The sequence below is a fragment of the Brevibacterium sp. 50QC2O2 genome (assembly GCF_024580675.1).
Taxonomy (GTDB): domain Bacteria; phylum Actinomycetota; class Actinomycetes; order Actinomycetales; family Brevibacteriaceae; genus Brevibacterium; species Brevibacterium moorei.
The window spans coordinates 1-19,270 of record NZ_JANIJZ010000010.1; the positions used below are offsets into that span (position 1 = coordinate 1).

Annotated in this window: 20 protein-coding genes; 3 read left to right on the forward strand and 17 right to left on the reverse strand. The window is 66.3% G+C overall.

Annotation, left to right across the window (positions count from 1 at the left end):
* From NQ038_RS09240 to NQ038_RS09255, 4 genes are all read right to left on the reverse strand, one after another.
* Window positions 1-448: septal ring lytic transglycosylase RlpA family protein (locus tag NQ038_RS09240; RefSeq protein ID WP_257062448.1), on the reverse strand; the 448-nt coding region annotated here is incomplete at its 3' end.
* 4 nt (window positions 449-452) lie between these two features.
* The gene (locus NQ038_RS15435; RefSeq protein WP_373456803.1) at window positions 453-1,229 is read right to left on the reverse strand and encodes a septal ring lytic transglycosylase RlpA family protein; all 777 of its coding nucleotides are present in this window, start codon (window positions 1,227-1,229) and stop codon (window positions 453-455) included.
* A 179-nt stretch (window positions 1,230-1,408) separates the two neighbouring features.
* Window positions 1,409-2,125 carry a septal ring lytic transglycosylase RlpA family protein gene (locus NQ038_RS09250; protein ID WP_373456804.1) on the reverse strand — a complete coding sequence of 239 codons (717 nt, stop codon included), beginning with the start codon at window positions 2,123-2,125 and terminating at the stop codon, window positions 1,409-1,411.
* A 109-nt stretch (window positions 2,126-2,234) separates the two neighbouring features.
* Window positions 2,235-2,513, reverse strand: coding sequence for a hypothetical protein (locus NQ038_RS09255; protein WP_257062449.1), 279 nt, complete (start codon window positions 2,511-2,513; stop codon window positions 2,235-2,237).
* A 112-nt stretch (window positions 2,514-2,625) separates the two neighbouring features.
* Here NQ038_RS09255 and NQ038_RS09260 point away from each other — a divergent pair, with 112 nt between their 5' ends.
* Window positions 2,626-2,967, forward strand: a complete 342-nt coding sequence (locus NQ038_RS09260; RefSeq protein WP_257046375.1) for an RNA polymerase-binding protein RbpA — start codon at window positions 2,626-2,628, stop codon at window positions 2,965-2,967.
* A gap of 102 nt (window positions 2,968-3,069) precedes the next feature.
* Here the strand turns inward: NQ038_RS09260 and NQ038_RS09265 are convergent, their stop codons facing one another.
* Together NQ038_RS09265 and NQ038_RS09270 are read right to left on the reverse strand one after the other, a co-directional pair.
* Window positions 3,070-3,816, reverse strand: a complete 747-nt coding sequence (locus NQ038_RS09265; RefSeq protein WP_257062450.1) for a polyprenol monophosphomannose synthase — start codon at window positions 3,814-3,816, stop codon at window positions 3,070-3,072.
* 42 nt (window positions 3,817-3,858) lie between these two features.
* Window positions 3,859-4,830 carry a metal-dependent hydrolase gene (locus NQ038_RS09270; protein ID WP_257062451.1) on the reverse strand — a complete coding sequence of 324 codons (972 nt, stop codon included), beginning with the start codon at window positions 4,828-4,830 and terminating at the stop codon, window positions 3,859-3,861.
* 72 nt (window positions 4,831-4,902) lie between these two features.
* Here NQ038_RS09270 and NQ038_RS15650 point away from each other — a divergent pair, with 72 nt between their 5' ends.
* Window positions 4,903-6,570, forward strand: coding sequence for a 5'-3' exonuclease H3TH domain-containing protein (locus tag NQ038_RS15650; RefSeq protein WP_257062453.1), 1,668 nt, complete (start codon window positions 4,903-4,905; stop codon window positions 6,568-6,570).
* A 71-nt stretch (window positions 6,571-6,641) separates the two neighbouring features.
* A complete protein-coding gene (gene secA2 / locus NQ038_RS09280; RefSeq protein WP_257062454.1) occupies window positions 6,642-8,924 on the forward strand; it encodes an accessory Sec system translocase SecA2 in 2,283 nt (760 codons plus the stop codon).
* Between the two features lie 3 nt (window positions 8,925-8,927).
* On the opposite strand, the gene NQ038_RS09285 is transcribed toward secA2, so the two are convergent.
* From NQ038_RS09285 to NQ038_RS09335, 11 genes are read right to left on the reverse strand one after another with little or no spacing between them, the layout of a single operon-like run.
* Window positions 8,928-11,621 carry an RNA helicase gene (locus NQ038_RS09285; RefSeq protein ID WP_257062455.1) on the reverse strand — a complete coding sequence of 898 codons (2,694 nt, stop codon included), beginning with the start codon at window positions 11,619-11,621 and terminating at the stop codon, window positions 8,928-8,930.
* 17 nt (window positions 11,622-11,638) lie between these two features.
* Entirely contained in the window at window positions 11,639-12,400 is a 762-nt protein-coding gene (gene tatC / locus NQ038_RS09290; protein WP_257046369.1) for a twin-arginine translocase subunit TatC, read from the reverse strand.
* A 54-nt stretch (window positions 12,401-12,454) separates the two neighbouring features.
* A complete protein-coding gene (tatA, locus tag NQ038_RS09295) occupies window positions 12,455-12,718 on the reverse strand; it encodes a Sec-independent protein translocase subunit TatA (RefSeq protein WP_257046368.1) in 264 nt (87 codons plus the stop codon).
* A 30-nt stretch (window positions 12,719-12,748) separates the two neighbouring features.
* The gene (locus NQ038_RS09300; RefSeq protein ID WP_257046367.1) at window positions 12,749-13,717 is read right to left on the reverse strand and encodes a WYL domain-containing protein; all 969 of its coding nucleotides are present in this window, start codon (window positions 13,715-13,717) and stop codon (window positions 12,749-12,751) included.
* Window positions 13,704-14,720 carry a YafY family protein gene (locus tag NQ038_RS09305; protein WP_257062456.1) on the reverse strand — a complete coding sequence of 339 codons (1,017 nt, stop codon included), beginning with the start codon at window positions 14,718-14,720 and terminating at the stop codon, window positions 13,704-13,706. Before NQ038_RS09305 ends, NQ038_RS09300 begins: the two co-directional genes overlap by 14 nt.
* A gap of 8 nt (window positions 14,721-14,728) precedes the next feature.
* The gene (locus tag NQ038_RS09310; protein ID WP_257062458.1) at window positions 14,729-15,103 is read right to left on the reverse strand and encodes an FKBP-type peptidyl-prolyl cis-trans isomerase; all 375 of its coding nucleotides are present in this window, start codon (window positions 15,101-15,103) and stop codon (window positions 14,729-14,731) included.
* 44 nt (window positions 15,104-15,147) lie between these two features.
* Window positions 15,148-16,137: an FKBP-type peptidyl-prolyl cis-trans isomerase gene (locus tag NQ038_RS09315; protein ID WP_257062460.1), complete on the reverse strand. Its 990-nt coding sequence runs from the start codon at window positions 16,135-16,137 to the stop codon at window positions 15,148-15,150.
* Between the two features lie 29 nt (window positions 16,138-16,166).
* The gene (gene pafA / locus NQ038_RS09320; protein WP_257062461.1) at window positions 16,167-17,621 is read right to left on the reverse strand and encodes a Pup--protein ligase; all 1,455 of its coding nucleotides are present in this window, start codon (window positions 17,619-17,621) and stop codon (window positions 16,167-16,169) included.
* A gap of 1 nt (window position 17,622) precedes the next feature.
* Window positions 17,623-18,282, reverse strand: coding sequence for a proteasome subunit alpha (gene prcA, locus NQ038_RS09325; RefSeq protein WP_257062462.1), 660 nt, complete (start codon window positions 18,280-18,282; stop codon window positions 17,623-17,625).
* The gene (gene prcB, locus NQ038_RS09330) at window positions 18,279-19,085 is read right to left on the reverse strand and encodes a proteasome subunit beta (RefSeq protein WP_257062463.1); all 807 of its coding nucleotides are present in this window, start codon (window positions 19,083-19,085) and stop codon (window positions 18,279-18,281) included. The genes prcA and prcB overlap by 4 nt, the downstream gene beginning before the upstream one ends.
* Window positions 19,082-19,270: a ubiquitin-like protein Pup gene (locus NQ038_RS09335; RefSeq protein ID WP_257046359.1), complete on the reverse strand. Its 189-nt coding sequence runs from the start codon at window positions 19,268-19,270 to the stop codon at window positions 19,082-19,084. Before NQ038_RS09335 ends, prcB begins: the two co-directional genes overlap by 4 nt.

The following is a 19,270-nucleotide window of genomic DNA, read 5'->3' on the forward strand; positions in this document are numbered from 1 at the left end:
CCTTGGTGCCCTTGAGCTTCTTCATCGCACCCTTGGACAAATCCAGACAACGGCTCTTGACGAACGGTCCGCGGTCGTTGATGCGCACGGTCACGGACTTGCCGTTCTTCTTGTTCGTCACCTTCACCTTGGTGCCGAACTTGAAGGACTTGTGCGCTGCGGTCAGCTTGTTCGGCTTGAAGCGCTCACCGCTGGCGGTGCGCGAACCGTACGAATAGTAACTGGCCTTGCAACTGCCGGACTTCTTGGCCTTCTTCTTTTTCTTCTTCTTGGAGGTCTGGTCGATGTGCACCAGGCCGGCGGCCTGTCGGCTCAGATCCGAATCCGCAGTCGTCTGCGAATACTGCGGCGCCGCCTGCTGGGTACCGGGGGCTGCAACGCAGCCACTCAGGCCAACGGCGACAGTGGCCACAGCGGCGGTCGTGGACAGGATAAAGCGTCTCTTCACTGAGTCAGAGCACCTTCCAGGTGACGTTGATGTGGCCGGCCGATATCCCGCCGACCTTCTTCATAGCGGCCTTTGACAGGTCCAGGCAGCGGCCGGCGACATAGGGTCCGCGGTCGTTGATGCGCACGGTCACGGACTTGCCGTTCTTCTTGTTCGTCACCTTCACGCGCGAATTGAAGGGCAGGGTCTTGTGCGCGGCGGTCAGGGCATTGGGATTGAAGCGCTCCCCGGTGGCGGTCTGCTGTCCCTCTGAGTAGAACGAGGCCTTGCAGCTACCACCCTTGCCGGAGGCCTTGGTGCTGGTGGGGTGCTTCGAATCCCCGGATGACTTCTTCTTCGGTGTCTTCTGCTTGGACGACTTGTCCTGCGAGGACGACTTCTTCGACTTCGAGGGGGAATCCTTCCCCTGCTTCGCCGGCGCCTGTGTGTGAGTGGGTTCGGGCGCCGGCGTCTCCAGGCGGACTCCCCCGGTCATCTGCGGAACCCTGGTCTGCTTGCTCTGGGTGTTCCCCGTCTGCTGCAGTGGAGCGATATCGGAGGCCACCACGTCCTGATCGACGTGTACGGTGCCGTCACCCTGCTGGCTGGAGACACCCGCCACGGTGACCGCCGCGATCGCAGCGGTCGGGATCGCGATGGCGGCCATCACCGGCTTGCGGTTGGTTGCGCGGAGCACGCCGGCGGCCGTGGCATGGCGTCCGGACTTGGTCTTGCCCGGCCGCAGAGCGCCCATGAACTGTTTGAAACCGGAGCCTGACGTCGCTCCAGAGTGCTTTCCCACGGTGCTTCCCCTCATCGTGTGATCATTCCGTTACAAAAGACCACCATAGATAACATTTCGTTATTTTTCTAGCCGCAGGGGGAATCAGTGGGCAAGCTCGCAGAAACTCCTGGTTGCTCCGCACGCACTGCGGGCCCCGAACCGATATCGGTTCGGGGCCCGCAGTGGACGCATGTGCCTCAGAGGACCTTGTAGCTGACCTTGATGACGCCGTCGCCGCCGATCTTGTTCATCGCGGCGGTCGAGAGGTCGAGGCAGCGGCCGGCGATATACGGGCCGCGATCGTTGATCCGCACCGTCACGGACTTGCCGTTGGAGGCGGTGACCTTGACGACGCTGCCCAGCGGCAGGCTCTTGTGTGCGGCGGTCATTGCGCTGGGGTTGAAGGTCTCCCCCGATGCCGTTGGACCGCCGGCCGTGCCGTCGCCCTCGCCGTAGGTCGATGCGGTGCAGCTACCGCCCTGGCCCGAGGCCTTACCATTCTTACCCTTGGTGCTCGCATCATCGGATGACGAAGAGGACGACGATGATTTCGCCGGTTTGGGAGCCGGAGTGTGGAGTGAGACCGCAGCAGGGTCCGCCTTGGCGGCCTTGGGTGCAGCCTGGGCCTTCTCCTGTGCCAGCGGAGAAACATCCGCGGGGACGACGTTCTGCGCAACCTGGACCTGTCCCTCACCCTGCTGGCTGGAGACCCCGGCCACCGTGACCGCACCGATCGCGGCCGTCGGGATCGCAATCGCGGCCATCACCGGTTTGGCGCTGGTGGCGCCCAACACCCCCGCCGCGGTCTTCTGCTTGGGTGCCGAGTGCCGGCCCGCGTTCGAGCGGGTGGCAAAGGCGCCGAGCATCTGCTTGATGCCAGCCTTCGACTGTTCGGGTGTGGAATGCTTACCCACGAGGACTCCTCCACGAGCGTGACCGGTTCGTTACCAACAACCAGGTTAGATAACAAAACGTTATTTGGCCAGCCTCGGGCCGATATCGGGACATACATCACGAGTGCTCTCAGCGTTTGAACAGCTTCCCCGCCGCGCGAATCCCCCGCCCCGTCAGCCGGGCCGCATATTGCAGACGGGTGTCCTCGGGCCGATGCAGCCGGCGTGCCTCCGCAGCCAGGTCGGCGGCGGCTTCGGCGATCTCGTCGAGCCCCTCCACCGTGCGCTCGGCCCGCTCCTTCGACCGCGCCCTGCGGTCGTCGGAGCGGGCCGAGCGCGCGGACCCGGCCACCACGGGTGGGTCGTAGACCGCATCCGGTTCGAGCGGCTCGGGTGGTATCGGGCTCATGCACCCATCCTAGGACCCGTTACCCTGCTCGAGTGCAGACGGGGGAATGATCCGACCGGCTATAATGTTGAAGTTTGTGAATGACGTACCCGAGTCGTGAAGGACGGCAAGAATGAGCGAACGTAGTCTCCGCGGTACCCAGCTGGGCTCCCGCAGCCTGGAATCCGAAGTCGGCGTCGAACCCGCACCCAGGCAGGATGTCGAATACGTCTGCGAGGACGGCTTCACCTTCTCCGTTCCGTTCTCAGTCGAAGCGGATGTTCCGAACACCTGGGACTCCAAAACCCACGGGATCGGCACCCGGGTGGGAGCCACCGATGATGATGCAGAGGAGGCCAAGCACGTCCGTTCGCATTGGGACATGCTGCTGGAGCGCCGCTCGTTCGAAGAGCTCCAGGAGCTGTTGGACGAACGACTGGAGATCCGGCGCGGTCTGCGCAAACCGGAGCTGTGATCCACCGGTTCCGATCCCGCCCTCGGGCCGTGGACGGAACGAATGACACGGGGGCCGTCCGATCGATGTGATCGGACGGCCCCCGTGTCATGCATCGGCTGGTCAGCGCCGCCTGCCCACCAGGCGAGCAACCTGCCGCGCACGGGCCCGCACACCCCAGACGGCGACCCGGCCCACGGCCTCCTCGATGATGTTGCCACTCATCTTGGATACGCCCAGTTCCCGTTCGACGAAGACGATGGGCACCTCGGTGATCACTGCCCCGGCGTTCTTCGCCCGCACCGTCATGTCGATCTGGAAACAGTACCCCTGGGATTCCACGGCTCCCAGATCCATGGCCTCGAGCAGCTCACGCCGGTAGGCGCGGAAGCCGGCAGTGGCATCGTGGACGCCCAACCCGATCGCCACGTTGACGTAGACGTTCGCGCCGCGGGAGAGCAGATTGCGATTCCACGGCCAGTTCACTGTCGCCCCGCCGGGGACCCACCTGGCGCCGATCGCCAGATCTGCGCCCGCATCGATCGCCCGCAGCAGCAACGGCAGATCGCGGCCCCGATGCGAACCGTCGGCATCCATTTCACAGATGATGCTGTAGTCGCGTTCCAGGGCCCAATCGAATGCGGCCAGGTAGGCGGCGCCCAGCCCGTTCTTCGCGGTGCGGTGGAGCACGTGGATCCGCTCATCGGACCGGGCCCGCTCATCGGCCCAGTCCCCCGTCCCATCGGGGGAACCATCATCGACGACGAGGACGTCGACCTCGGGGCTGTAGCGATGGATCGCCTCGATCGTCACGGGCAGGGATTCGCGTTCGTTGTACGTTGGGATCGCAATCAGGGTCTGCTGGCTCACGGGGTCCACCCTATCCGTAGATTCTGTCTGTTGAGCGTACCCTCAGTCGATGGGCGAGCCATCGACGTAGACGGTCACCGGTAGCGGCAGTGGCTGATCCGGGCTGAGATCGGGCAGTCCGGCGGTGCCGGAGCGCGGATCGGTGCTCCACGCCGCAACCCGTTCGTCCGCTGCTTGGACGACCAGATTCCCGATCCGCCAGCGGACCAGGTCGGCGCTGGCGCCAGGGGCCAGCACCCCACCGGAGACATCATCGATCGCCCGGTGGGCGAACCGGGTGACGGCGTTGAACGCCGCCCGGCCCGAGGTCCCGTCCGGTCCGAAGACGGCAGCGCGCAGGGTGGCCCAGGGCGACTCGGGATCGAGGGAGAAACTCAGCTGGGCGCCCGCGGCCAACAGCTGTGCGATGGGATAGTCATGGGTGCTGGGAGCGATCGTGATGCCCAACCCCCAGGAGCCCAGGGCAGCGATATCGGCCTCGGTGATCGGCGCTGTGACGAACAGGCGCCATGCCGCGCGCTGGGCGGCCACCAGGATCGTGGAGTCGCTCAGCCGAGCCTCCATCGCGCGCAGTTCGTCCAGCGTGTCGATGACCACGAACGCCTCCGGCGCCGTCTGCGGCGATAGTTCCAGGGCGACGCGCGCCCGCAGCGCCGGGCGGTGTCCCGGAGCGACCGAACCGTCGGATGTGAACTCATAGGCCGTCACCCGCAGCACACCGGCCGAAGAGGCGAAGGCTGTGAGTTGTTCGGACGTGCCCAGCACATGTGCACTGACGATTCCGGCGGCCAACAGCCGAGTCCCGGTCACCGCGGTATGGCCCAGATCGAGGGCCGCAGTGGTCAAACCGGGGGTGATGAAATCCTCCTGGCAGTCGATTAACCGCCCATCCATGACGGTGGCGGCTTCATCACCGCCGACCCACAGGACTTCGGGGCCGGCGAAGGCGATCGCATTGGCGAAGGGATCCACGCTCGAATAGACATCGGCGTTGTACAGGACTGTTTGACTCATCTCCCAAGTATCCCACCTGCTCGCTGCGGACCGGAGACCGGCCATGGGAGGAGATGCCGCTAGGCTGGAGGAGTGAACGAGCCGCTCATCACCATCGACCTGCCCACCCTGTACTACCGGGCTTTCCATGCGCTGCCCACGACTATGACGGCGCCCGACGGAACCCCGGTCAATGCGATCAGGGGCACCCTCGACGCTCTGGCCACGCTGGCCCAGGATCTGGGCACCCGGCGGCTGGCCGCCGTCTTCGACGCCGACTGGCGCCCGGCCTGGCGCACAGCGATTCTGCCTGAGTACAAGGCGGAGCGCGCCGGTGAGACCGGCTCCGAGATTCCACCGGAACTCGCCCCGCAGATCCCCATGTTGCAGGCCCTGTTGAATGCCGCGGGCATCACCTCGGCAGAAGTCCCGGGCACCGAGGCCGATGACGTCATCGGCTCTATGGTCGGCCAGGCGGCGGAGCCCGTGACGATCGTCTCGACCGATCGCGATCTGCTCAGCCTGCTCGAGCCCGGCCATGACACAGTGCTCTACCGGCCCAAGCCGAAGGGGGTGTGGGAGACGATCACGGCGGCCGATCTGCCTGCGCTCTACGGAGTCGACTCCGGAACCGCCTACCGGGAACTCGCAGCACTGCGCGGTGACCCCTCGGACGGGATCGCAGGGGTACCGGGGATCGGCGAGAAGACCGCTGCGAAACTGCTCTCGGGCTACGGCGATCTGCGCGAGGTACTCGCAGCCGCAGCCGCGGGCCAGCGCTCCCACGGGCTCAGTGCCCGGCGGGCGGCAGCTCTGCTGGAGGCCGCGGACCGGATCTGGAAGAACATCGAGGTGATGACGATCCGTCAGGACCTCGACGTGGCAGAGGCCCTCAGAGCCCCCGGCACCCACTCCCCCGACGTGGCCGAACTGACCGAAATGGCCGATGAGCTGGGCCTGGGCCGCAGCGCGCAGCGGCTCCTGACCGCGCTGCGCGCCGATATTCCCACGACGACGGGTGGCTTCGTACCGGCTCGGCCGTCCACTCCGGCTCGGCCCTCCGACCCGCAGCCCCTGCCCTGGACCGTCGGCCCCGTGTTCGCCTTCGACCTGGAGACCACGGGAGTCGACCCCGATACCGCCCGGGTGGTCACCGCAGCCCTCATCGACTGCACCGGGGGCGAGGCCGGAGCCCAGACCACCTGGCTGGTCGATCCGGGAGTCGAGATCCCGGCAGACGCCCAGGCGATCCACGGGATCTCGACCGAGACCGCCCGCGCCAACGGCCAACCGGCCCCCGCGGCCCTGACGCAGATCCTGGCGGCACTGGAGCAGGTGCGCGCCGCAGGCGGCGCGGTCGTCGGCCACAACCTCGTCTACGACCTGACCGTCCTCCAGCGCGAGGCGAGCCGGTACGGATTGCACCCGGATGCCCACGCCGTGTGCCCCTGGGTCATCGACACCCTGGTCATCGACAAGCAGGCCGAACGCTACCGCAGGGGCAAGAGGACCCTGACCGCGACGGCCCAGCGCTGGGGAGTCGATCTGACCGATGCCCATGATGCGGGAGCCGACGCGCGGGCCAGTGCCGGCATCGCCTTCGCGATCGCAGCCGAGTACCCGGACTTCCGCATGTCCGCCGAGGCCCTGCACGCCGCCCAGATCGAGTGGAAGGCCGCACAGGCGAAGGACTTCGAATCGTTCCTGCGCTCCAAGGGCCGCGATGCCCACATCGACGGCCGCTGGCCCTTCGAAGACTGATCGTGTGCTGAAGACCACCGGCCGATCCCCCTTATAGACTGATTCCGGTCGATTTAGAAGAAGGACGTGACATGGGTCTGTTTTCCCGTCTGCTGGGCCGCCCCGGCGCCCAGGCGGACAAGAAGTTCGCCTGGTTGGAGAAAGAACGCGCGCACATCGAAGCGCTGAGTCGGGAGTACGACTCGACCACTGACGCCGAATTCCCCGCCGCGGCATCCGCCGCCTTCGAACGTGACTCACGGCGCGAACAGTTGGTCCACTACGCCGCGCTCGTCACCGTCGCAGCCGAGCGCACCCTGGGCGAACGCCCCTTCACCACCCAGATCACCGGTCTGATCGGCCTGCTCGAGGGCCAGATCGTGCAGATGCTGACCGGTGAGGGGAAGACCCTGGTGGGCGCGATGGCCGCCGCCGGCTACGCGCTCCAGGGCCGCCGGGTCCACGTGGTCAGCGTCAATGACTACCTGGCCGAACGCGATGAGTCCTGGATGCGCCCACTGTTCGAGCTCCTGGGCGTCGCATCTGCCGCCATCACCGAGGCCCTGCCGGATGCCGAACGCCGGACGTCCTACGATAACGAGGTCGTCTACGGCTCCGTTCAGGAGATCGGCTTCGATGTGCTGCGCGACAGATTCGTCCTCGAGGACTCCGCGCTGCGAGTGGGAGAACGCGACGTGGTCATCGTCGATGAGGCGGACTCGGTGCTCATCGACGAGGCCCGTGTCCCCCTGGTGCTGGCCGGTTCGACCACCGTTGAGGCAGCCGATGAGCAGATCGCGGCTCTGGTCGAGGGTCTGGACGAGGGACAGGACTATGAGATCAGCCCCGACCGCAAGGCGGTCTCGCTGACCGATGCCGGTGCCGATCGGGTCGAATCCCTGATGGACGTCGATCTGTTCGGCGCCGATACCGCTACGCTCGCGGCGATCAACCTGGCCCTCTACGCCAAGGCCCTGGTCACCCGCGACGTCGACTACCTGGTGGTCGACGGGCGGATCAAACTGATCTCCGACTCACGCGGGCGCGTCGCCGCACTGCAGCGCTGGCCCGACGGGCTGCAGGCGGCCGTCGAGGCGAAGGAACACCTGGAGACCTCGGCCAGCGGCGAGATCATGGACCAGATGACGGTCGAGGAACTGATCCACGGCTATCGGACCGTTTGCGGGATGACCGGCACCGCGGTGGCCGTCGGCGACGATCTCAGGGAATTCTACGAACTCGAGATCCTGGTCGTGGAACCACACGAGCCGATGATCCGGCAGGATCTGGCCGACCGGCTCTACACCTATCAGGAGTCCAAGGAGCGCGCGATCGTCGAAGAGGTCGTCGAACAGCACGCGGGTGGACGGCCCGTTCTGGTCGGCACCCGCTCGGTCGCAGAAAGCGAATCCCTGGCCGGGCGTCTGCGGGATCGCGGCATAGACGCCGCGGTGCTCAACGCCAAAGACGATTCGCACGAGGCGCAGGTAATCGCGGCGGCGGGTCGGCGGGGGGCGGTGACCGTCTCCACCCAGATGGCCGGCCGCGGTACCGATATCCTGCTCGACGAGGACGACGCCGTGCGCTCTCAGGGTCTCCTGGTGATCGGCGCCGGCCGCTATACGTCCTCCCGCCTGGACGATCAGCTGCGCGGTCGCGCCGGACGCCAGGGCGATCCGGGCGAATCCGTGTTCTTCACCAGTCTGGAGGACGAGCTGCTCACCCGCGTCCCGGAGGCCGCCAGGTTCAAGGAGGAGGGCGATGAGACCGGGTTCATCGCCAACCGCAGGGCCGCGCAGCTGGTCGAACACGCACAGCGGATGGCCGAGGGCGAGAACACCGCGAACCACCGCGACACTTGGAAGTTCAACGAACTCATGGCCAAGCAGCGCCAGCTCGTATTGGCGCGCCGCGAGGGCATCCGGAAGTCCGGCGCGGGACAGGGCGAACTGCTCGAAAGCCTGAAACCGGAAACCAGGGGGAAGATCGACGGGGCCCGCCGGGACCATGGTGAGGAAGTCGTCGAGGCTGCTCTGCGCGACGTCCTGTTGTTCGAACTCGACGAACGCTGGGTGGAGCACCTGGCGTATCTGAACGATCTGCGCGAGGGCATCCACCTTCGCACCCTGGCCCATGAGCGTCCACACGAGGCCTTCAACAAGGAGTCGATCGCGGCCTTCGCCGGTTTCTGGCCGGACGTGCTCGAAACTTCGTCTCAGGTGCTCGACGATGCGACGATCACCGCGGAGGGAATCGACCTGGCCGCGCACGGGCTCAAGCGTCCGTCGTCGACCTGGACCTATATTGCGGCTGATTCGGCCTTCGGATCCGATATCGAAACAGTCGTCAACCGGATCCGTTCGAAGGTCAAGTAGGACTCAATCGAGCACCACACCGCGGCGCAGTGATTCGGCGGCCCGCCGGATCACCGCCGCGGTGCGGCCGATTGCCACCTGTTCGACCTGGCCCAGCAGATCCAGGGTTTGCCTGGCCCAGCGGACGAAGTCCCCTGCGGCGACCTCCGAGCGTCCGATCGAATGCGCCAGGTCCTTCCCATTGGCCCAGTTGTACATGGCGCGGGCTATCCCGGCTTCCGGCTCCGGGGTCACCGGCAGGCGGGCGTCCGTCTCCATCTGCGAGAGCATGCGCCAGGTCGAGCGCAACTCGTCGAAGCACCGCGACAGTTTGGCAGACGGCAGGCGCGGCGCCCCGATCGTCTCCCGGCGCGCCTGATAGACCAGCATCGAGGCCAGCGCAGCACATTCCGGTTCGTCGAGTTCGTCCCACAGGCCCGCGCGGACGCTCAGTGCCGTGAGCAGATCGCGCTCACCGTAGATCCGGCGCAGAATGTGCGAATCATCGGGGAGGAACTTCAGGGTCGTGAGCACATTGCAGACACGGTCGAAAACATGCGCGATCGACTCGGTGCGTCCGGTGATCTGCGCCATCACCGACTGCTGCTCGCGTTCGAGCTTGACGGCGCGTTCGGCCCAGCGGGCATGCGTTTCCCGGTCGGGGCAGGCATGGCAGGGATGGGCCCGCAGCTGTGCGCGCACCGCCTCGATCTGTTCCCTGCCGACAGTGTCCGCACGGACCTTGACGGCATGGCCGACATCGGCCGGGTCGTTGATCGCCCCGGACTCGATGCCGGCCGCGACGGTTTCGACGACCCGGCGGCGCTCGGCGACGACGCGATGGTTGAATTTCTTGCCCGGTTTGATGTGGCCCAGATGCACCGGTGGTTCGGTGACCTCGTGCGGGCGCAGATGCCAGACCTTGCCGGTCGACGTCAGCACGCTGGGCAGGCGGGTATCGCCCCCCTCTTCGGTGCGCAGCGGTGCGATGACGGTACAGGCGCCGAAACTACGGCGGCTGGGCAGCAGTACGACGTCGCCGAAGCGCAGCTTCGACATGGCCTCGAGCAGCTCCCGTTGTTTGAGCCTGGCCCTGGACTTGCCCGCGGACTTCTCCATCGCCGCGATGGTGCGGCGCAGCCCGAAGTACTCGGCGAAGTCCCCGTGGTCGCACTGCATGGCCGCATGATACTTCTCCAGGGCGGCGTCGGCACGGCGCGCCTTCTTCGCCAGACCGACGACCGAGGTGTCGGCCTGATACTGGGCGAACGAGGTCTCCAGTACCTTGCGGGCATCGTCGGTGGTGAGGCGCGCCAGGAGATTGGCCGCCATATTGTAGGTCGGGGTGAACTGGCTCTTGAGCGCATAGGTCCGCTTGGAGGCCAGCGCCGCGATATCGGAGGGGTCGATCGAGGGGTGCCAGATGGTCACCGCGTGGCCCTCCACGTCGATCCCGCGGCGACCGGCCCGACCGGTGAGCTGGGTGTACTCCCCCGGGGTGATCTGCACATGCGTCTCGCCGTTGAACTTCGAGAGCTTTTCGAGCACGACGGAGCGGGCGGGCATGTTGATGCCCAACGCCAGGGTCTCGGTGGCGAACACGACCTTGATGTGGCCGGCCGCGTAGAGTCGTTCGACCAGTTCCTTGAATTGTGGGATCAACCCCGCATGGTGCGCCCCGAATCCGCCGAGCAGTCCCGCGGCGAAGTTGTGGAATCCCAGGATGCTCAGGTCGGCATCCGGCAGTTCATCGTGCAAATCATCGAGTTCTTCCCTGATCACCCGTTTGCTGGCCTCATCGGTGAGGTCCAGGCCGGAGGCCAGGCAGTGTTCCACCGCATCATCGCAGGCGTTGCGGGAGAAGATGAAGTAGATCGCCGGCAGCAGCCCGGAGCGGGCCAGCGAGCGGATCGTCGCCGAGCGGGCCGGGCGGGTGAAGCGCGGGGCCGAATGGCGGCGCTTATCGCGGCGGGAGCCCGACCCGCGGTAGCGGCGCACCGCGGCCTGCAGGTCCCGGTTGACGTCGTGGCCGGTCGGTGTGAACAGCGGCAGGATGTCCGTGCCGACGGCCACGTGGTTGTACAGGGGCACCGGGCGGTGTTCGGAGACGATGACGTCGGTATGGCCGCGGACCTCGGCCAGCCAGGCGCCGAACTCCTCGGCATTGGACACGGTGGCCGACAGGCTGACCAGCAGCACGTGCGCCGGCAGGTGGATGATGACCTCCTCCCACACCGGGCCACGGAATCTATCGCCCAGATAGTGGACCTCGTCGAGCACAACGTAGCCCAGGTCGTCCAGTCCGGTGCCGGAATAGATCATATTGCGCAGGACCTCGGTGGTCATCACAACGATCTGTGCATCCCGGTTGATGCTCGCATCGCCGGTCAGCAGACCCACCCGGTCCGCCCCGTGGGCATCGACCAACTCCTGGTACTTCTGATTGCTCAGCGCCTTAATGGGGGTGGTGTAGAAGACCCTGACATCGCGGGCCACCGCCAGTTCGACTCCGAACTGCGCCACGGTCGTCTTCCCTGCACCCGTCGGAGCTGCGACGAGGACGGACCGTCCCTCCTCCAGCGCCCGGCAGGCGCGGATCTGGAAGTCGTCCAGGGGGTAGGGCAAATCGTCGCGGAAACGGTGGAGAACCGTCGATCCCTCCGCCTGGCGGGCACGGAACGCGGCATAGGCCTGGGCGGGAGAGCTGTTTTCTTGCATACCTGCCAGTCTAAGCGTCAGTCCTCATCGACGGTCACCGGCTCCACCCAGGTGCCCTCGGCGATCATCCGCCTTCTGCGCCGCTTGTCGTGCAGGGCGCAGATCAACCAGGCGAGGAAGAACATGACGAGCATCGGCACCACGAGGTAGAACATGGAGACCGCATCGGGGCTGGGTGTGGCGATCGCCGCGAAGACGAAGACCAGGACGACCAGCCAGCGCCAGGACTTGCGGATGGTATGCGCGCTGAGAATCGTCAGCATATTGAGCCCGACCATGAGCACGGGCAAGATGAAGGCCACTCCGAAGGCGAGAATCACCAGCATCACGAAGGACAGGTAGTCGCCCGCCGGAATGATGTACGAGCCGCCTTCTGGAATGAACGAACCCAGCGCCTTGACCGCATTGGGCAAAGCGAAGAAGGCCATGGTGCCGCCCAGCAGGAACATCGGCAGTGCGGTGAGGACGAAGCCCAGAGTGTAGAGCTTCTCCTTCCGCTTGAGGCCGGGCATGATGAACGCGAAGATCTGGTAGAGCCAGATCGGCGAAGACGCTATCACTCCGATGAACGCCGCTACCTTGAGTCTGATGTCGAAGGGCGAGGCCACGGAGGCGAAATTGACCTGGGCCTCTTTTCCGTCCTGCTCCGCCAGTTCGTGTAGGGGCGATTGCAGAAGACCGATCACCGGCTGATACAGGAACCACCCGACGACCACGCCGATCAGCAGGAATACGCCGATGATGATCGCGCGGTTGCGCATCTCTTTGAGATGCCCCATCAAGGGCATCCGACGTTCGGGGTTCGAACGTCGTTTACTCCGTGTGACCACCTTTTACTTGGACGACTGCGGCTTATTGTCGGTCTGCTCGTTCGCCGCGGTCTGGGCCCCGGCGCCATCCGTCCCCTGGCCCGTCAATGCCTGATCGTCCGTGTCGGCCTTCTTCTGACCGTCCTTACCCAGATCCTTGACCTCGTCGCGGAAGATCTTCATTGACTTGCCCAGGTTCTTCGCAACGGAGGGCAGCTTCGCAGCGCCGAAGATCAGCACGATCACCAGCACTACGATCAGAATGTGCATCGGGGAAAATCCACCCATGGTTTCTCCTTCAAAGTAGTCCCGACAAGTCTACGCGCTTTTGGGGTGGGTTTCTCCCCGTGCGCCCTCCCCTGTGGCACGGGCACAGGCCGCCGCACCCCGGGCCAGCTCCGCGGGTTCAACCGCCAGCAGGTGGCGGCCGTGGCACAGCAGGAAGCGGTCGAGCCACGCACGTGAGAATACTCTCAATCCGACCCTCACGCTGCCCGGACCCGCCACATCGTATTCGGTCTCGTAGGCACCGAGCTCATCGGCCAGCCAGGCCGCACGCGGGGCCAGGGTCAGGTGGACCGTGAACGCCTCCTCGGCCGGGCGCGCTACCCGTTCAGCCGAGGCCTCCTCCGGCACGCCGGGTGCGGGCGCTTCGGTGGCCGATCGCACATTGTCCACCGCGAAAGTGCGCGGCGCATGGGAATCATGGCACCACGCGTCGATGTACCAGCGGCCGTCCAGACGCAGTCGCTCCGGCGTGATGAGTCGGACGGTGAGCTCATCGCGGCTGGAGACGTAGTAGTCGATGCGCAGCCCGGAACCCGCGTCGATGGCGGCGAGCAGCGTGGAGCGCAATTGAGCTGGGATGGCGGGCAGATCGTGCTCGATATGCGCGACCCTGGCCCGGCCCACCGCTTCGATCTTCTGTCGCAACCGGGCCAGGATGGCGTCCTGCCCGTCGGTGGTCGCAGGCAGGGCACGCAGGTAGTCGACTGCCACCAGCAGGCTGCGCGCCTCGTCGGGACTCAACCGCACGGGCACGGATACCTCTTCGGCATTGGACACGTAGATTCGGTCGCCCTCCCAGCTGGCCTCGATCAGGTCATCGGGCATGTGGCCGGGCCTGCCGGAGACGAACAGGAGCTGCAGATCGTCGATCAGCTGGGCCTGGGTGATGCCGAAGGCCTCGGCCGCTGTGGCCACTCCGACCCCTTGATTGCGCACCAGATAGGGCACCAGTCCCAACAGGCGGGTCAGCCGTCCCGCTGCGGCGCTACCCCTGGCCATGGTCGCCCCCTGCCAGGCGGGTCAGTGTCTGCGCCGTCAGTTCCAGCGCGGCCAGATAGTCCCGGCGCAGCGTCTCAGGGGCCAGGACCCGCACCGCCGGTCCGAAGCCCAGCAGGTAGTCGATGAAGTCGCCACCGGAATCGACGGGGACCTCGATGTGGTCCCACCCCTCGGGTCCGGTCCAGTGCGCGCTTGCCCTGCGGCGCAGCGGATCGGCGGCACCGGGGGCCACCGCCAGGCGAGCCGTCTCCTGGGCAGGGCCGCCCGGATCGAACCAGTCGGCGGCCCGGAACTCGGTGGGGATCGCGTAGTCGCCTGCGGCCCTCCCCTGCACTGCCGAGATCGTCCCGATGATCCGCGAGAGGCGGAAGGTCCTGATCGCCGATCTGTCGATGTCCTGCCCGACCACATAGGTCGAGTCGCCCCGATTGAGCAGCGCATAGGGTTCCAGGCGCCGCCGCTGGGGTTCACCGCCGGGTTTGCGGTAGTCGAATCCGACGGGTTCCCTACGCCCCAGCGCGCGCATCAGCGGCGCGAAGGCGGCCTCGCGCAGCCCGGAGCCCGCTGGGAACTCCGCATGACCGGGTTCCAGATCCAGGCCCAGACCGCGCAGCTTATCCAGTGCCCGGGCCGCATCGGGACCCAGTTCGGTGCCGCGTAGGACGTCGGAGGCCACCGTCAGGGCCAGGGCCTCATCCCGGTCGAGCACGATGTCGCGCAGCGCGTAGTCGTCATCGTCGATCCGATAGCCGTAGGCCGGCGCGCCGGACTCCACGTCCTCCCAGGATTTCACGGAGATCTCGATGCCCAGGCCCCGCAACAGCTCCTTGTCCCGGCTGAACTTCCGGTCGAAGGCCTCATAGTCCAGCTCGCGGTAATCCTCGATCTTCTCCCGCAGACTCGCCGCATCGATCCAGCCGGCGGCCGAGCGCAGCGCGATGAGCAGGTTCAGCAGACGTTCGGTCTGCCGCCTGACCTGAGGAGAACCGAGTGAGCCGGACATGACGGCGGTTAGGCCACGCCTGCGAGGTCGCAGACGAAGATGAGCGATTCGTTCGGGGCTATCGTGCCCGGCACGCCTGCCGGCCCGTATGCCAGGTGGGCGGGGATCCGCAGGGTCCGGCGCCCGCCGACCCGCATGCCGACCACGCCCTGGTCCCAGCCGGGGATGACCATGCCAACGCCCAGGCGGAAGCGCAAGGGTTCCCCGCGGCCCCAGCTGGAGTCGAACTCCTCCCCGGTCGAGAAGGACACGCCCACATAGTGCACGGCCACGGTATCGCCGGGTTTGGCCTCGGCGCCGTCACCGGGGATGTCATCGTGAATCTCCAGGTCGACCGGGGGGACCTCACCGGGGAAGTCGACTTCGGGTTTGGTGCGTGCCATCGGATGGCCTTTCTGTTGTGGTTCTGTGGGTGACAGCGGGTGATTCAGCCGACCGCTGCGAGGATGTCGATGACGAAGACCAGGGTGGAGTTGCCCGGGATCGAGCTGCTGCCGGAGGGACCATAGCCCTTGTCCGGTGGCACAACCAGAAGCAGCTGCGAACCGACCCGCTGGCCGACGATGCCCTCGTCCCAGCCTGCGATGAGCTGCTTCACCCCGATCTGGAAGGTAGCGGGCTGGCCCTTGTCCCAGCTCGAATCGAAGGTCTTCGTATTGTCGTCCCACAACCAACCTGAGTAGTGGAAGGTCACGTTCTGGCCGGCGGCGACCTTCGCGCCCTTGCCCTTGATGGTGGGCTGGACGATCAGCTTGGACGGCTTCGTTCCACTGGGCTTGGAAATCGACGGCTTGCCGTCCTTGCCCAGGGTGACCTTCGGCAGGCCCGCCTTGGGCGCCACCTTGGAGCCGGTGGCGCGCTTGAGCACCTCGGGCTGCTTTTCGGCCTTGAGCACGTCGATGACGTAGAGCACGGTCTGGGACTGGGACGATCCGTTCGAGGAATCACTGGCGATCTGGCTCTGCATGTTGAACAGCACACGCGAACCCACCGGTACCCCGCTCAGCGCCTTGTAGAGGTCACCATTGATCTGTTTGGTGTCCATCGGGAAGCCCGCGGGCTTGCCCTGGTCCAGCGTGGATTCCGCCTTCTTGCCGGTGTTGCCGGAGAAAGTCGTCATCTGCACGGTCAGCTGCTGACCGTCCTTGACGGCCTCGCCCTTGCCCTTGCTCAGCGTCTTGTGCCCGGACTTCCCGATTGCCAGAGGGGCTGCGAAGTCGACCTTCGGTTCCTTTCCGAAGGCCCCCGTGACCTTCACCTGGTCCAAAGAGGTCGATTTGGCCTTGGCAGGGGCCTGGGCCGGTGCACTGCCGGCCGGGGCCTGGGAGGCGCTTGCATTGTCCTCCTTATCGCCTCCCCCGCAACCGGACAGGACGAGGCCGAGGACGGCCAGGGTGCTGATGAGCTTGACTCGCAAAAGATCTTCCTTCCGATGACGTACCGGGATCATCCTAGCGAAAGACCCGCGATCAGACCCTCAGCCTGTTCGTCGGTGGCCTTGAAGGGGTCCTTGAGCATGACGGCGCGCTGGGACTGGTCGTTGACCCGCAGGTGGACCCAGTCGACGGTGAAGTCGCGCCGGGCGGCATGGGCCGCTCCCACAAAGGCACCGCGCAGCTTGGCCCTGGTGGTCTGCGGCGGGGTGGTGGTGGCGGCGGTGACCTCCGCATCGGTGGTGCGCCGGGCGATCAGCCCCGCCGCCACGAGCTTGTGGTACATCCCGGTGGCCGCGGAGATGTCATGATAGGCGAAGTCCAGCCGGGCGATCCGGGCGTCGTCGAGGCCCGCGTCCGAACGCTCCAGGTACCGATCGAACAGCTTCTTCTTGATCACCCAGTCGATCTCCGTGTCCACCTGTGAGAAGTCACCGGACTCCACTGCGGTGAGCATCCTGGTCCACAGGTCGAGCACCCGGGCCGCCGTGGCATCGTCGCCGATCGAGTGGTTGCCCGATGCCACCAGCCGGGTGGCGTGTTCGAGGTAGACGCCCAGTAGTTCCCGCGTGGTCATGACCGTGCCGGAGGCCAATTCCAGCCGGGTCGATCCGGTCAGGTCGCGGGCCACCGTGCGGATGTCCCTGATCGGATTGCGCAGGCTCAGATCCCCCAGCGTGGCACCGGTCTCGATCAGGTCGAGGATGAGAGCCGCCGACCCGACCTTGAGTTCCGTGGTGGGCTCTGCGATCGACGAATCGCCGACGATGACGTGGAGCCGGCGGTACTTCTCCGCATCCGCGTGCGGTTCATCGCGGGCGTTGATGATGGGGCGCGACCGCGTCGTCGCCGAGGACACGCCCTCCCACATGACATCGGCGCGGCTGGACAGTCCGTAGACCAGTTCATCGGCGGCCAGTGTCGGCGTCTGTCCCGGGGCATGCGGGTTGACACGGTTCGTCTCCGCCGGCGGAGCCTGCAGCAGTGCGGTCTTGGGCAGTACCGCGCCCGAACCGACGAGCAGCTGTCTGACCACCAGGAAGGGCAGCAGGGTGGTCGTCAGATGGGTGAAGTCCATCGAGCGGCGGATCAGATAGTTCTCGTGACTGCCATAGGAATTGCCGGCCGAATCCTGGTTGTTCTTCACCAGGTGCGGGCGCCCGTGCACGCCATCGGCGGCCATGGCCTCGACCGCGGTATCCAGCAGGCCCGCCATCAGGGACTCCCCCGCCTTGTCCTGGACCACCAGGTCGTGGACCGAATCGCATTCGGCCGAGGCGTACTCGGGGTGCGACCCCACGTCCAGGTAGAAGCGGGAGCCGTTGGGCAGGAACACGTTCGAGGACCTGCCCCAGGCCACAATGGGGCGGAACAGGTAGCGGGCCACCTCCTCGGGCCCCAGGCGCCTGCCGTCGGTGGCGGTGAAGGCGATGCCGTATTCCGTTTCGATGCCGAAGATGCGCCGCATCTCAGGCCTCCTTTGCAGATAGGTCGAGCCGGGTGAAGGTCCGCCGGCGGGTGGTGGTGCGGTCAAGGACCGCCGCTTCCAGGTTCGTCGTATCGCCGCCGGTCAAGGCCTCGATCGCAGTGGCCTTGGCCGCCTGCAAGTCCATGCTCCTGGTGTCGACATCGGCCAGCCGGGCATCCAGCGCGGCCGCCTGTCCGCCGAGTGCCACATGGTGTCCGGCCTCGAACACGGATCCGTCGAAGGAGATGCGGAAGAGCCCGTCGGTATCCGCGGTGTCCCCCAGTTCGGCGACGACCAGTTCCACCTCATAGGGTTTGGCCTCCGTGGTGAACACCCCCGCCAGCGTCTGCGCGTAGGCTGCGACCAGGCCGTGGGCCGTGACATCGGCCCTGGCATAGCTGTACCCGCGCAGATCGGCGAAGCGCACGCCCGCCTGGCGCAGGGTCTCGAACTCGTTGTAGCGCCCGACCGCGGCGAAGCCGATCCGGTCGTAGATCTCGGAGATCTTGTGCAGCCCGGCCGAGGGATTCTGCGCCAACAGCAGGATGCCGTCGGCATAGCTGAGCACCAACACGCTGCGACCCCTGGTGACACCGGCCCTGGCATAGTCCGCGCGGTCCTTCATCAGCTGTTCGGGTGAGACGTACATCGGCATGCTCATCGGCCATTCCTTCTACCGCGGGACTCCATGATGGCCTGGGCCCGCTCGAGTACCCGCGCGGGCGGGACCCGTTGGACACCGGTCACGGTGGCGTGCAGGACCGTCGGCGCGATCCGGCCGAGAGGATCGGGACCGCCCGTGGCGGAATCCTGACCTGCTGCATCGATCAGCGCCTCGAGTGCGAGGTCGACCCCGGCGTCGAGGTCGAGGGCGGGTCTCCACAGTCGGTCCAGGGTCCCCCTGGCCCAGGCGGCACCGGAGCCGATCGAGTGGAACGGGCCCTCCGGATAGCTGCCACCGGTGACGTCGAAGGAGTAGATCCGACCGGGGTTCGCCGTGTCGGACGGGTCGACCCCGGCGAACAACGGCACCACGGCCAGGCCCCGCAGCGCCAGGTCGAGGCGGCCCCGCAGCATCGTCGCCAGACGGTTCGCCTTGCCCAGCAGGGACAGGGGCGTCCCGGAGATCTTCTCGTAGTGTTCGAGTTCGACCTGGAACAGGTGGATCAGGTCCAGTGCCAGGCCCGCCGTCCCGGCGATCCCGATCACCGAGGCGTCATCGGCCGGGTGCACTTTCTCGATGGTGTGCGAGGCGATGACGTTGCCCATCGTGGCCCGCCTGTCACCGGCCATCAGCACGCCATCGGCTGTGGTCAGGGCCAGGATCGTGGTTCCGGTGGGCACTTGTGGTGCGCCCTCACCCTCCGGGACTGGGCCCGGCAGAGCGTCGGGGATGAGCCGCCGGCCGAGTTCCGTGAAGGAATCCGTGCAGACGGTCAGGAGTTCGGGTGGCAGTGCGCTCACTGCCCGCCCTTCTGCACGAAGTTGCGCACGAACTCCTCGGCATTGCTTTCGAGCACGGAGTCGATGTCGTCGAGGATCGAGTCGACGTTCGATGTGTTGATCTGCGCCTGGGCCGCGACCACGGGCGCATCGTCCGGGGCATCGACCGGAGTGGAATCGGACTTGTGGAACTGTTCCTGTGTCAT

Bases quoted from the DNA above. Each gene is read 5' to 3' on its own strand.
- tatC (WP_257046369.1), bottom strand. From the start codon at position 12,400: ATGGGGCATCTCAAAGAGATGCGCAACCGCGCGATCATCATCGGCGTA.
- NQ038_RS09335 (WP_257046359.1), bottom strand. From the start codon at position 19,270: ATGACACAGGAACAGTTCCACAAGTCCGATTCCACTCCGGTCGATGCC.
- pafA (WP_257062461.1), bottom strand. From the start codon at position 17,621: ATGCGGCGCATCTTCGGCATCGAAACGGAATACGGCATCGCCTTCACC.
- NQ038_RS09270 (WP_257062451.1), bottom strand. From the start codon at position 4,830: ATGAGTCAAACAGTCCTGTACAACGCCGATGTCTATTCGAGCGTGGAT.
- tatA (WP_257046368.1), bottom strand. From the start codon at position 12,718: ATGGGTGGATTTTCCCCGATGCACATTCTGATCGTAGTGCTGGTGATC.
- NQ038_RS09285 (WP_257062455.1), bottom strand. From the start codon at position 11,621: ATGCAAGAAAACAGCTCTCCCGCCCAGGCCTATGCCGCGTTCCGTGCC.
- NQ038_RS09305 (WP_257062456.1), bottom strand. From the start codon at position 14,720: ATGTCCGGCTCACTCGGTTCTCCTCAGGTCAGGCGGCAGACCGAACGT.
- prcA (WP_257062462.1), bottom strand. From the start codon at position 18,282: ATGAGCATGCCGATGTACGTCTCACCCGAACAGCTGATGAAGGACCGC.
- NQ038_RS09310 (WP_257062458.1), bottom strand. From the start codon at position 15,103: ATGGCACGCACCAAACCCGAAGTCGACTTCCCCGGTGAGGTCCCCCCG.
- NQ038_RS09260 (WP_257046375.1), top strand. From the start codon at position 2,626: ATGAGCGAACGTAGTCTCCGCGGTACCCAGCTGGGCTCCCGCAGCCTG.
- NQ038_RS09300 (WP_257046367.1), bottom strand. From the start codon at position 13,717: ATGGCCAGGGGTAGCGCCGCAGCGGGACGGCTGACCCGCCTGTTGGGA.
- NQ038_RS09255 (WP_257062449.1), bottom strand. From the start codon at position 2,513: ATGAGCCCGATACCACCCGAGCCGCTCGAACCGGATGCGGTCTACGAC.
- secA2 (WP_257062454.1), top strand. From the start codon at position 6,642: ATGGGTCTGTTTTCCCGTCTGCTGGGCCGCCCCGGCGCCCAGGCGGAC.